Origin of the sequence: Komagataeibacter sp. FNDCF1 (genome assembly GCF_021295335.1) — a bacterium.
Lineage (GTDB): Bacteria > Pseudomonadota > Alphaproteobacteria > Acetobacterales > Acetobacteraceae > Komagataeibacter.
Genome location: NZ_JAIWOT010000001.1, coordinates 2736954 through 2748758 on the forward strand (window position 1 = coordinate 2736954; position 11805 = coordinate 2748758).

Here is an 11805-nt window from a genome sequence, read left to right on the forward strand (position 1 = left end):
TTATTTCTGGAACAAAACTTCAGGTAAAAAGAGCGACTTTTTCAGGTCGTGGTGGGCACGGGGTTCCAGGCTTCCTCGCGCGTGATGCGGATCAGTTCGGTTGCCGATACCGCGCGGGAGATGAAGAAGCCCTGCACGTAATCCACCCCCAGCTGGCGTACGGTGTCGAACTCATCCTGTGTCTCCACGCCTTCCACCGTTACGGCAAGGTTGTAGCCATGGCCAAGCTTGATGAGGGAGGCGAGCAGGCTGCGTGCCTTTTCATCCGTATCGATATTACGCACAAGGCAGCGGTCGAGCTTGAGCGACTGCAACGGCAGTTCGCGCAGCGTGGACAGGCGCACCGTGCCGTAGCCGAAATTGTCCATGGCCAGCCCGAACCCGTCTTCCGCCAGTCCGCGCAGGCGCAGGCGGCTCTTTTCCGCCCTGCGTCCCTGCAGCATCTGCTCGGTCACTTCCAGCATGAAGGTACTGGGGTCAAGATTGAGTTGCCGGATCTCGCTGAACAGGTCGATCTGCTGCTCCAGATTGAGCAGGTCCAGATGCGACAGGTTGACCGCCAGCCGCAGGCTGGGCAGGCCCGCTTCCTTCCATTTCTGGATATCATCATGGAAGGACTGCACCAGATGCGTTTCCATGATCTGGGCCAGCGCGGAATCGGCAAAGACATCGGTAAAGGCGCCAGCAGACAGCAGGCCACGCTCGGGGTGGTGCCAGCGCATCAGCGCTTCCGCCTGCTCGATGCGGCCCGTGCGTGCGTTGAGGATGGGCTGGTAGTACACCTCGAACTGTTTCTGTATCACGCCCTCGCGCGCTTCTTCCAGTATCTTGGCGCGCTCCATCGTGGTCTTGTGCAGGCTGGGCGTGAACATGCGCGCCTGCTTGCCGCCTGCCTGCTTGGCGGCATAGACCGCCACGTCGGCGTTTTTCTGCAGCCCCTCCATCGTGTCCTCGCTGGTGATGGGGGTGGCGCCGATACTGCCCGAAATGCGCACGGTGGCGCTTTCCAGCATGATCGGTTCTTCCAGCAGGTTCTGAAGCTTGTTCAGGATGGTCTCAAGCGGCGTGATCTTCAGGCTGTGATGCAGGATCAGGGCGAATTCATCCCCACCCAGCCGGCTTATGGCATCCTGCGTCCCGACCAGTTCGATCAGGCGGGTGGCGATGGTCTTGAGCACCTCGTCGCCCGCATGGTGGCCATGGATGTCATTGACCGGCTTGAACCCGTCCAGGTCAAACATGACCAGCACCTGCGGGTCCGGGTTGCGGCGTTTGCTGGCTTCCACCGCCCCGACCAGGCTGGCGTTGAAGCCGCCACGGTTGAGCAGCCCGGTCAGCATGTCGGTCGCCGCCTGCTTCTTCAGCCGTACCTTGGTGTTCATGAGCTCGGTAATCTCGAAACGGGTCGCGACGAACCCGCTGATCTCACCATGCGCATCACGATGGGGGATGATGGTGGTGGCCACCCAGTAATGGCTGCCATCCTTGGCCCGGTTGCACAGGTTGCCATGCCATGTCCGACCTGCGTACAGCGTGCGGTACATGTCCCGGAAGAAGGCCTTGTTATGCTCGCCCGAATTCAGGATGCGGTGGGTGTGGCCCAGCAGTTCCTGGCGGGAGTACTGACTGATCTGGCAGAACTTGTCATTGACATATGTAATGACCCCCCTGCGGTCGGTTACGGCTACAATAAGAACGTTATCGACCACATCCGCCCAGAAGTCGGCATCTTCATGTGTAAGGGCACGAAGCCTGTTATCATGGTGAGCGGACATTCTGTTACCTCGACAACGGAGCGGAAAACCGGAATTTACCTATTGGTAACTTAGGATGATTTCTTTTTTGTTGAAACACTTTTGGCGGCCGCCGCATCGGGCAGGATGGCGCGGATCGTCTTGTGGTGCTTTACCCATTTTTCCAGATCATCAGGCGCCAGGGGCTTGGCGAACAGGTAGCCCTGCATCACGTCACAGTTCAGTTCCTCAAGCAGGGCACGCTGCTGCTCGGTCTCGACGCCTTCGGTCACCACGGTCATGCCCAGACGCGATCCGATGCCGATCACGGCCATCGTCACGGCCTGGGCATTGGTGTCGTATTCAAAGTCATTGATGAAGCTGCGGTCGATCTTGATCTCGGTCAGTGGCAGGCGCGTCAGGCGCGAAAGTGAGGAATAGCCGGTGCCGAAATCATCCATCGACAGCCCGCAACCCAGGTTGCGGATGGACTGGAGCACTTCCTCGGTATCGCTGCTGTTGTCCATCATCACGCTTTCGGTGATTTCCACCGTAAGGCGCGCGGGTTTGAGATTGTGGTCCTTGAGCAGGGCGGCGATATGCTCGGGCAGCGCGCGGTTGCGGAAATGCACGGCGGACAGGTTGACGGCCACGGTGGGCACATGCACCCCGTCACGGTCCCACTTCACGATCTGGCGGCACGCTTCAAGCAGCGACCAGCGGCCGATGGCCTCGATCTGCCCGGTTTCTTCCGCCACGGCAATGAAGCGGGAGGGGAAGATGTTGCCCAGATGCGGATGATGCCAGCGCGAGAGCGCCTCCACCCCGCTCAGTTCCAGCGTATGGGTGCGGACCTGCGGCTGGTAATGCAGGTTCAGCATGCCCTTGGCCAGTGAATCGCGCAGTGCCGAGCCCAGTACCAGCCGGTCCTGTGCCACCTGGTTCTTTTCCAGATTGGCGAAGCGGAAGGTGCCGCGCCCGTCTTCCTTGGCCTGGCGCAGCGCCACGTCCGCAGTGCTGAGCAGGGATTCGCTGTCCGGTCCGTTATCGGGATAGGTGCTGATGCCGATGCTGCATGAAATGGTGAGCGTGTTCTCGCCAATCTGCATCGGCTTGGCGATGGTGGCGAGCAGGCGCTCGGCAAAGGCGGTGGCTTCCTGGTTGGGGCAGTTGGGCACCACCACCACGAATTCATCCCCGCCCGAGCGGCTGATCACATAGCCATCAAGCGAAATGGAGCGGATGCGGGCCGCGATCTCGATCAGGAACTGGTCGGCATAGACATGGCCAAGCGCGTCGTTGATATCGCGGAAGCGGTCGATATCAAGCATGAAGATCGCGAACTGCCGGTTGCCATCCTGTTTGCTGATCATGCCCTCGATGACCTTATGCACGGAGGAGCGGTTGAGCAGGCCGGTCAGGCTGTCAAAATTGGCAAGATGCGAAATATGTTCCTGCGTCGCGTTCTGCTCGAAGGCCAGCGCGCAGAAGGGAATGCACGAATCGACAATGCGCTGTGGCCATGTGTTGCGTCCCTGATCCTCACGCGCATAGAGGGCGAAAATGCCCTGCACCTGCCCCGAGCGGGTCTTGACCGGTGTGCAGAAACACTGCTGCAGCCCCAGCGATATGCCCAGCGAACGGTAGCTGTCCCATATCAGGCGGGTGGCGTAGTTGGGGTCGAGCCGCAGCTTTTCATGCTCGGAGGAAGAAATGAACAGGCTCTCGAGCGAGACGCGGTACCGCTTGGGCAGGGTGGGGCTTGCCAGCACGCGCAGCTGCCCATTGGGGGCAATGCGCATGAGCACCGCAACCGTGCCGGGCACGAAGCTTTCCACGCGTCGGCACAGCAGGTCGGCCACGTCCTGTATGAGCATGTCACTGGCCAGCGCCTGCAGCACGTCGTTCTGCAGGATCAGGATCTTGCGCTGCTGGCTTTCGTCGGTGACGTTCTTCATCACCCCCATGTAGAAGATGCGCCCGGTATCGGTGATCACCTTGGAAAGCGAAAGTTCGCCACACACATATTCGCCATCCGCGCGGGTGAATTCCACTTCGCGCGATGTGCCGACAATCCGGTTAAGTCCGCTTTCACGATTACGGTCGATAAAGCTGTCATGTCCAGCGCGGTGCAGCATGGGCACCAGCACGTTCACGTTCTGGCCAATCACATCCGACTTGTCCATGCCCCATAGGTTGGCCGCAGCATTATTGAAAAAGATGATGTCGTTCCGGTCATCAATAATAATGGTTGCGTCTATGGCCTGCTCCAGTGCCGAAATCAGGACTTCGGCACTCAGGTTGGGCTGTGACATCGGGTTACCTCGCAAAAGGGACAAGGATGGACTGCCGTGATCCATAATGGTTGCGGCCAGTACTCATGCTTTCAGAATGGCCGCCCGTATTGCCGCCCGTACGGGCGGCAATACGGGCATACCGGCTGGTTATGACGGGCGCAGGCATATCATATGATTGGCTGAAACGTATTACATATCATATAAAATAACAGTCATGCCGGTTTGATACAAATTAAGGACCGTCACCTGTCTTTCTGATTCCGTGACCATAAGGTCCATATACCATCTGCCGCGCTGTCGATCCATTACCTAAAACAGGGCAGACCGCTCAGTTTTCCTGATCAGGACCACAACTTGCCCGGCTGCAGCCCGAACAGCCGCCGCAGCCCTGCCGTGTCTGTGGTACCCCGCGCCGGGTGGCATAGCGGACCAGGGGTGCGGGCGCGTGAAGTCCGCGCAGTATCGTGCCCGTGGTCTGCCAGCCCTTGTGGCCGAGGGCGGGAAACAGGCGGCCCATCCAGTACAACCCGCATGCCATGACCACGAGGCCCGCGACCATGACCTGAAGCAGGGAAAGCACGTGCATCACACGATCCGCGCGATATGGTAGGTCAGGAAAGCCGCCAGGTAGGCAAGGCCGAACAGGTAGCCCGCCGTAATGGCGACCACGCGCCACGATGTGGTCTCGCGCCGGATGACCGCCAGTGTCGCCACGCATTGTGGCGCATAGACATACCACGCCAGCAGCGACAGCGCGGTGGCCAGGCTCCAGTGCGTGGGCAGCATCTGCCCAAGCTGCTCGGCCGCCTGGTCGGTATCGGTGCCGGAGCCAAGGGAATAGACGGTGGCCAGGGCGCCTACCGCCACCTCACGCGCGGCAAGCCCGGGAATGAGCGCCACGCAGATCTGCCAGTTGAAGCCCAGCGGCGCAAAGACGGGCAGCATGAGATGGCCGATCCGCCCGGCCAGGCTCCAGTCGATGGCGGGCCCCGGCGCACCCGCTGGCGGTGGCGGAAAGCTGGACAGCCCCCAAAGCAGCACGGTCAGCGAGACAATGGTCGTACCCACGCGCACCAGGAAGATGCGCGCCCGCTCCCACAGCCCCAGTGCGATGTCACGTGGGTTGGGCAGGCGGTAGGCGGGCAGTTCCATGAGCAGCGTGGCCTCGGCCCGGTCGGCATTGCGCCAGCGCAGCACCAGCGCCACCAGCAGTGCGGATACGATACCGGTCGCATACAGCCCGAACAGCACAAGCCCCTGCAGGTTCATGAACCCCATTACGGTACGGTGCGGCACGAAAGCCCCGATCAGCAGCGTGTAGACCGGCAATCGGGCCGAGCATGTCATGAGTGGTGCGATCAGGATGGTGATCAGCCGGTCACGCGGGTTCTGGATGGTGCGGGTCGCCATGATGCCGGGCACGGCACAGGCGAAGCTGGACAGCAGCGGAATGAAGGAACGCCCGCTCAGCCCGGCAAGCGACATGAGCCGGTCCAGCAGGAAGGCGGCACGCGGCAGGTAGCCCGATTCCTCCAGCACCAGTATCCACGCAAACAGGATCAGGATCTGCGGCAGGAAGGTCACCACGCTGCCCGCACCGGCAATCACGCCATCCACGATCAGGCTGCGCAGCACGCCATCGGGCAGGAGCGCGCCCACCTTCTGGCCCAGCAGGCCCATGCCCGCGTCGATTGCATCCATCAGCGGCTGCGCCCATGCGAACACCGCCTGGAACATGAGGAACAGCAGCACGACCAGGATGACCGGCCCCCACACCGGGTGCAGCACCCAGCGGTCGAGCCGTTCCTCCACCCGGTCGGACAGGGGGGTGGCATGGGTCACGCAGTCCGCCAGAATCTGGCGCACCATGGCGTGCAGGTCCGTGCCCGGCGGCAGGGGCGCGGGAATGGGCGGTGCGGTGGCGTCCAGCTGCGCCAGCAGGTCGCGCGCGCCATCGCGCCTGATGCCCACGGTGGGAATGACGGGCATGCCGGTTTCCGCCTGCAGGCGCGGCAGGTCGATTTCCATGCCGGCGCGTTTTGCCGCGTCGATCATGTTCAGCGCCAGTATGACCGGGCGGCCCAGGGCACGCATTTCCAGCACGAAGCGCAGGTGCAGCCGCAGGTTCGTCGCATCCGCCACACAGACCAGCAGATCGGGTGCCGCCTCTCCGCGGTAGGTGCCCGCGCACACGTCACGCGTCACGGCCTCATCGGGGCTGGTGGCGTTCAGGCTGTAGGCACCGGGCAGGTCCAGCAGCCGCACGCTGCGGCCGCCGGGCGTGGTGAACCAGCCTTCCTTGCGCTCCACGGTGGCGCCCGCGTAGTTGGCCACCTTCTGCCTGCTGCCGGTCAGCAGGTTGAACAGGGCGGTCTTGCCGCAGTTCGGGTTGCCAACCAGGGCGATGTTCAGCGTGGTCATGGCGCGTCTGCCGCCATGTGTACGTTGACACGGTCGGCTTCCGTGCGACGCAGGGCAAAGCGCGTGAAGCCGATGCGCACGGCAAGCGGGTCACCGCCCAGCGGCGCGGTTGCGACGATCCGCACCGGTTCACCGGGTACGAAGCCCAGTTCACGCAGCCGCCGTGCCACCGGGTCCGTACTGGCGTGGTCATCCACACTGTCGATTATGGCATCGGCCCCGCGTGGCAGGTCACTCAGGCGCATCAGGCGATCTTGTCCAGATAATAAAAGCAAGTAATAATTATTATTAAATATACATCGCAAAATTGTCCATCACGTTTGTTCCGGTACATGCACCATGACCAGCCCGGTCATGTTCCTTGTGCATGTGCATTATGGCGCTATCGCCGCCGTGCCGGTGGCCAGCACATGGAAAAACGTGCCTGATACCAGTCCTCGCCGCAGGCCACCGGGGGGGCGGGGGGTTCCATAACCGTCGTGCATGTCGGCCAGCGGTGTGTCCGTGCCGGGGGCTGTCAGGGTGGCATAATGGAATTCGTGTCCACGCAGGTGCGTGCCCGCCGGACCAAGTGCGCAGTCATGGCGCAGGGTGGCGGCACGGTAGCCCAGGTTCATGCGCCGGGTGGCAAAGGACGTGGCATGACCCAGCAGTCCGGTCATGCGATGGGTCTGGCCCGCCTTGTCCGTCAGGCTTTCGCCCAGCACCATGAAGCCCCCGCATTCCCCATGCACCGGGCGGGTGCGGGCAAAATTGGCCAGTTCCGTGCGGAAATGCGTCGCCTGCGCCAGTTGCCCGGCATGCAGTTCCGGGTAGCCGCCGGGCAGCCAGCAGGCATCACAGCCGGGTGCCGGGCCTTCATCCGCCAGCGGTGAAAATGGCAGCAGTTCGGCTCCTGCCGCCCGCCAGCCCGCCACGATATGGGCATACATGAAAGAAAAGGCGGCATCATTCGCCACCGCGATGCGCTGCCCCGGCGGTGGCAGGGCGCGGACCCACCCCCCCGGCAGCGGTATGTCCGGCACGGTGGCGCAGGCCAGTATGGCGTCCAGATCCAGGTCACGTTCCGCCTGCGTGGCCAGCCGGTCGGCCAGCGCGTCCAGCCCGGCATGTTCACGCGCCTGCACCAGCCCCAGATGGCGTTCGGGCATCTGCAGGCCCGCATCGCGCCCGAATGCGCCCAGCACCGGTATGCCCAGAGCGGTGATGGCCTGCGTGGCCATGCCGGCATGGCGTGGCGAGCCGACACGGTTGAGGATCACGCCCGCAATGCGTACATCAGGGTCAAGGCGGGCAAACCCCAGCGCGGTTGCCGCAGCCGACTGGCCCTGCCCGGAAATGTCGAGCACCAGCAGCACCGGCAGGGCGTAGCGTGCGGCAATATCGGCTGGCGCGCCGCGTGCGCCTGCAGGCCCCAGCAGGCCATCGAACAGCCCCATGGAGGCTTCTGTCACCACCACCCCGCAGCCGGAATGGGCCTGCGCCATCACGCTGTCCAGCAGGGGGGCAGGCATGGCCCAGCTGTCCAGATTGAGGCTGGGCAGCCCGGTCAGGGCTTCGTGGAAGGCGGGATCGATATAATCCGGCCCGGTCTTGGCCCCGCGCACGGCAATGCCCCGGCGGCGCAGGGCTGCAAGGATGGCCAGTGTAAGCGTGGTCTTGCCGCTGCCAGAGCGGGGGGCGGCGATCATCAGCCCTCGTGTCATCATGTCCGTTCCTGCTAGACCGTGGTGAGCGGAGCCCTCTTTAACACCTGCCGGAGCACGAGATCACCCTCATGGAGCGTACCCATACCAGCCTGCGCCGGGGATGGACCACAGGCAGTTGCGCTACCGCCGCCGCCCGTGCCGCATGGGGCGGGCTGTGCGGAGGGGAATTTCCCGATCCGGTCACCATCATCCTGCCCGGTGGACAGCATGTGGCGTTTGCGCTGGCCGGCCACGGCCATGCGGGTGATGGCGCGTGGGCGGAGGTGGTCAAGGACGCAGGCGACGACCCGGACGTAACCCACGGCGCGCATGTACGCGTGGATGTGCGCCATGGGCCGCCGGGCAGCGGCGTGGTGTTCCGCGCGGGCAGCGGGGTGGGCACCGTAACCCTGCCGGGCCTGCCCATCCCGCCCGGCCAGCCCGCCATCAATCCCGTGCCCCGGCACATGATCCGCACGGCGCTGGCCGGTGCGGACGGCCATGAGCCGGATGTGGAGGTGACCATATCCATTGCAGGCGGGCAGGAACTCGCGCGCCATACGCTTAATGGCCGTCTGGGTATTGTGGGGGGACTGTCCATCCTGGGCACGACGGGCATCGTGGTGCCATTTTCCTGCGCGGCGTGGATCGACAGCATCCACCGTGGCGTGGACGTGGCGCGCGCACTGGGCCTGCCGCATGTGGCGGGCTGCACGGGCGATGTGTCGGAACGCGCGACACAGGCGCTGTACGGCCTGCCGCCCGAGGCCATGCTGGAAATGGGGGATTTTGCCGGTGGGCTGCTCAAATACATCCGCCGCCACCCCGTGGGCCGCGTCACCATTGGCGGTGGCGTGGCCAAGATGACCAAGCTGGCGCAGGGATTTCTTGACCTGCATTCCCGCCGGGGGCAGGCGGACATGACCCGGCTGGCAGACCTTGCACGCGGCATCGGGGCACCGGATACGCTGGTGGCGGCCATTGCACAGGCCCATTCCGTTGCCAGTGCCTTCGCGCTGGCGACTGATGCGGGCTGTCCCCTCGGCCCGGCTGTGGCGCGGGACGCATGGCGGACGGCAGCCGGTGTGCTGGCCGGAACGCCGTGCATGCTGGATGTGCTGCTGTTCGACCGCGCCGGCACGCTGGTCACCCGGCATGGCCCGTATAATGTGGCGTAAAGCGCAGGGAAGTTTTTGGTAAAGCTTTTTTCAGAAAGCTCCAGAAGACACCGCCTTTTTGAAAGAAGGCGGCACCCAGAAACGTTTATTCTCCTGTAGCGCCCGGTTCAGGACCGGAAGCGGCGGTGGTAGTCGGCATTGTACAGCGCGCTTTCACGGAAATCATGGGCGCCCAGTGCGGGGCCGACCAGCACCAGCGCCGTGCGTTCGATGGGGTTTTCTGCCAGTTTTTCACAAATGTTGCCCAGCGTGCCCCGCAGCACGACCTGATCCGGCCATGTCGCCCGCGCCACGATGGCTACCGGGCAGTCCGCGCCATAGAATGGCGTCAGGTCAGCCACGATCCGCTCCAGCACATGAATGGCCAGATGAATGGCCAGCGTGGCCCCCGTGGCGCCAAAGGCGGCCAGCTTCTCGCGCTCCGGCATGGCGGAGGCCCGGCCGCTCACGCGCGTCAGCACCACGCTCTGGGCCACTTCCGGCACCGTCAGTTCACGCCCCAGGACGGAGGCGGCGGCGGCAAAGGCGGGCACGCCCGGCGTCATGGTCCACGGAATGCTGTGGCGGTCCAGCCTGCGGATCTGTTCGGCCACGGCGCTGTAGACCGAAAGGTCGCCCGAATGCAGGCGCGCCACATCCTGTCGTGCGGCATGGGCGCGGAGGTATTCCTGCTCGATCAGGTCCAGTGTCAGCGGCGCGGTATCAACCAGCCGCGCATCGGGCGGGCAGTGTTCCAGCATTTCGGGTGGCACGATGGAGCCCGCGTACAGGCAGACCGGGCATTTCGCCAGCAGGTCGCGCCCGCGCAGGGTCAGCAGGTCGGCGGCACCGGGGCCTGCACCAATGAAGTGTACGGTCATGCATCCTCTCCCTGTGCCATGGCACATGTTGCGTGCGGGCCGGTCAGGCGTGGCACGATCAGCCGTGCGGTCCCGCCCGCCGCCGCCAGCGCGCAGCCTTCTGCCACGGACGCCACGCCAAGGGCCGCCTGCGCCCGCGCCGAGCGGGTGACGCAGCGCGGCTGCGCGGCCAGCAGTTCATCGGGCGTTATGGCGCGCACGTCCAGCCCCAGCCGCGCCATTGCGGCCTGCAGCCCCGCCTCGCGGTAGCGGAAGGCAGGCACGGCCACAAGGTCTGCCCGCCTGCCACAGCGCGCCTGTGCGCCGTTGATGAGATCAATGATTTCGCCCGCCCCGCATCCGCTGCGCAGGCCAAGTCCCGCCACGATCATGGCGTGTCTTCCGTGCGGGTGACGGCATAGCTGGTTACGGTCATGCCGGGGCGGAAGGCATGAAAGCGGCCGATCGGCTCCAGCCGCTCCACCTGCATGCGGGTCAGCGTGCCGCCCCACCTTGTGCGGGCGGCCATCACGCTGGCTTCACTCTCCAGTGTCACGGCATTGGCCACCAGCCGCCCGCCGGGGCGCAGCGCCCGCCATGCCGCCTCCAGCATGCCGGGATTGCTGATGCCGCCACCGAGGAAGATGGCATCGGGCGCGGGCAGGCCGTCAGCCTGCATCTGCGCAATACAGGCCGGGGCCTCTCCCGCTGCGACCTGAAGTGCGGGCACGCCGAGATTGAGCGCATTATGGGTGATGCGGGCGCGGCGGGCAGCCGATTTCTCAACGGCAATAGCGCGGTTGGCGGGGTGGCGCAGCATCCATTCAATACTGATGGAGCCCGACCCCGCGCCAATGTCCCACAGCACTTCCCCCCGTCGGGGGGCAAGGGCGGACAGGGTGGCGGCCCGGATCTCGCGCTTGGTGATCTGTCCGTCATGGTCAAACATGTCATCAGGCAGCCCGCAGGCCAGCGGAATGACCCGTGCGTCGCGCGTTGCCACCACTTCGATGGCCATCAGGTTCAGGCGCGGTATATCCAGCCCGCCCGCCCGCGCAATCTCCGTCACGCGCGCGCTGCGGCGTGTCTGCCGCCCGCCACCCAGCCTGCCCAGTATATGCAGGGTGGAGTCGCCAAAGCCACGCGTGTCCAGCCAGTGCGCAAAGGTGCGGGGTGTATGTTCATCCGCCGAAAGCACGACCAGCCTGCCGCCGGGTTGCAGGGCGGGGGCGGTGGCCTCCATGGGGCGGCCGCACAGGGAAAGCAGCGTGATCTCCTGCTCCGCCCAGCCCAGCAGGTTGCACGCCAGCGCTACGGAGGACAGCGCGGGCAGGCAGGCCATCTCCCCCATTGGCACATGGCGGTGCAGTGTACTGGCAATGCCGAACAGGAACGGATCACCCGATGCCAGCACGCAGACCGGCCTGCCCCGCCAGCCCAGCAGTCCGGCAATGCCATCCGCCAGCGGGTGCGGCCATGCCAGCGTGCGCCCCGTGACCAACGGGGCGGCAAGCGCGAGGTGCCGCGTGCCACCGACCACCAGTTCCGCCCCCGCGATCAGCGCCCGATGGGTTGCGGGCAGGGCCTCGACACCGTCTTCCCCAATGCCGATAACATGCAGCCACGGGGTGCTCATGCGGCCCCCCTGT

10 protein-coding genes are annotated in these 11805 nt (G+C 64.6%); 1 reads left to right on the plus strand and 9 read right to left on the minus strand.

Translation table 11 applies throughout. The features are described 5' to 3' along the window. Positions 1 to 41: 41 nt before the first annotated feature. The 6 genes from LDL32_RS12900 to LDL32_RS12925 form a co-directional block, all read right to left on the minus strand. Positions 42 to 1775, minus strand: coding sequence for a bifunctional diguanylate cyclase/phosphodiesterase (locus LDL32_RS12900; RefSeq protein ID WP_233067537.1), 1734 nt, complete (start codon positions 1773 to 1775; stop codon positions 42 to 44). Between the two features lie 50 nt (positions 1776 to 1825). Further along, entirely contained in the window at positions 1826 to 4048 is a 2223-nt protein-coding gene (locus tag LDL32_RS12905; RefSeq protein ID WP_233067540.1) for an EAL domain-containing protein, read from the minus strand. Between the two features lie 310 nt (positions 4049 to 4358). Next, a complete protein-coding gene (locus LDL32_RS12910) occupies positions 4359 to 4616 on the minus strand; it encodes a DUF6587 family protein (protein ID WP_233067542.1) in 258 nt (85 codons plus the stop codon). Next, complete coding sequence (gene feoB, locus LDL32_RS12915; protein WP_233067545.1) at positions 4616 to 6451, minus strand: ferrous iron transport protein B; 1836 nt, start codon at positions 6449 to 6451, stop codon at positions 4616 to 4618. The genes LDL32_RS12910 and feoB overlap by 1 nt, the downstream gene beginning before the upstream one ends. Beyond that, a complete protein-coding gene (locus LDL32_RS12920; protein ID WP_233067548.1) occupies positions 6448 to 6696 on the minus strand; it encodes a FeoA family protein in 249 nt (82 codons plus the stop codon). The genes feoB and LDL32_RS12920 overlap by 4 nt, the downstream gene beginning before the upstream one ends. Positions 6697 to 6825: 129 nt before the next feature. Next, positions 6826 to 8157, minus strand: coding sequence for a cobyrinate a,c-diamide synthase (locus LDL32_RS12925; RefSeq protein ID WP_233068895.1), 1332 nt, complete (start codon positions 8155 to 8157; stop codon positions 6826 to 6828). Between the two features lie 71 nt (positions 8158 to 8228). On the opposite strand from LDL32_RS12925, the gene LDL32_RS12930 reads away from it, so the two are divergent. Further along, positions 8229 to 9317, plus strand: coding sequence for a cobalt-precorrin-5B (C(1))-methyltransferase (locus LDL32_RS12930; protein ID WP_233067550.1), 1089 nt, complete (start codon positions 8229 to 8231; stop codon positions 9315 to 9317). Between the two features lie 107 nt (positions 9318 to 9424). Here the strand turns inward: LDL32_RS12930 and cobM are convergent, their stop codons facing one another. Genes cobM through cbiE form a run of 3 tightly spaced genes read right to left on the minus strand, consistent with a single transcriptional unit; the run spans position 9425 to position 11792 of the window. Then, positions 9425 to 10177 carry a precorrin-4 C(11)-methyltransferase gene (gene cobM / locus LDL32_RS12935; protein WP_233067553.1) on the minus strand — a complete coding sequence of 251 codons (753 nt, stop codon included), beginning with the start codon at positions 10175 to 10177 and terminating at the stop codon, positions 9425 to 9427. Continuing rightward, on the minus strand, positions 10174 to 10548 hold the full coding sequence (locus tag LDL32_RS12940; RefSeq protein ID WP_233067556.1) for a cobalamin biosynthesis protein: 375 nt from the start codon (positions 10546 to 10548) through the stop codon (positions 10174 to 10176). The genes cobM and LDL32_RS12940 overlap by 4 nt, the downstream gene beginning before the upstream one ends. After that, a complete protein-coding gene (gene cbiE / locus LDL32_RS12945) occupies positions 10545 to 11792 on the minus strand; it encodes a precorrin-6y C5,15-methyltransferase (decarboxylating) subunit CbiE (protein WP_233067557.1) in 1248 nt (415 codons plus the stop codon). The genes LDL32_RS12940 and cbiE overlap by 4 nt, the downstream gene beginning before the upstream one ends. Positions 11793 to 11805: the final 13 nt, after the last annotated feature.

What these genes read in the sequence shown, in the direction of transcription:
- LDL32_RS12910 (WP_233067542.1), bottom strand. Translation starts at nt 4,616, where the DNA reads ATGCACGTGCTTTCCCTGCTTCAGGTCATGGTCGCGGGCCTCGTGGTC.
- LDL32_RS12900 (WP_233067537.1), bottom strand. Translation starts at nt 1,775, where the DNA reads ATGTCCGCTCACCATGATAACAGGCTTCGTGCCCTTACACATGAAGAT.
- LDL32_RS12925 (WP_233068895.1), bottom strand. Translation starts at nt 8,157, where the DNA reads ATGACACGAGGGCTGATGATCGCCGCCCCCCGCTCTGGCAGCGGCAAG.
- LDL32_RS12905 (WP_233067540.1), bottom strand. Translation starts at nt 4,048, where the DNA reads ATGTCACAGCCCAACCTGAGTGCCGAAGTCCTGATTTCGGCACTGGAG.
- LDL32_RS12920 (WP_233067548.1), bottom strand. Translation starts at nt 6,696, where the DNA reads ATGCGCCTGAGTGACCTGCCACGCGGGGCCGATGCCATAATCGACAGT.
- LDL32_RS12940 (WP_233067556.1), bottom strand. Translation starts at nt 10,548, where the DNA reads ATGATCGTGGCGGGACTTGGCCTGCGCAGCGGATGCGGGGCGGGCGAA.
- feoB (WP_233067545.1), bottom strand. Translation starts at nt 6,451, where the DNA reads ATGACCACGCTGAACATCGCCCTGGTTGGCAACCCGAACTGCGGCAAG.
- LDL32_RS12930 (WP_233067550.1), top strand. Translation starts at nt 8,229, where the DNA reads ATGGAGCGTACCCATACCAGCCTGCGCCGGGGATGGACCACAGGCAGT.
- cobM (WP_233067553.1), bottom strand. Translation starts at nt 10,177, where the DNA reads ATGACCGTACACTTCATTGGTGCAGGCCCCGGTGCCGCCGACCTGCTG.
- cbiE (WP_233067557.1), bottom strand. Translation starts at nt 11,792, where the DNA reads ATGAGCACCCCGTGGCTGCATGTTATCGGCATTGGGGAAGACGGTGTC.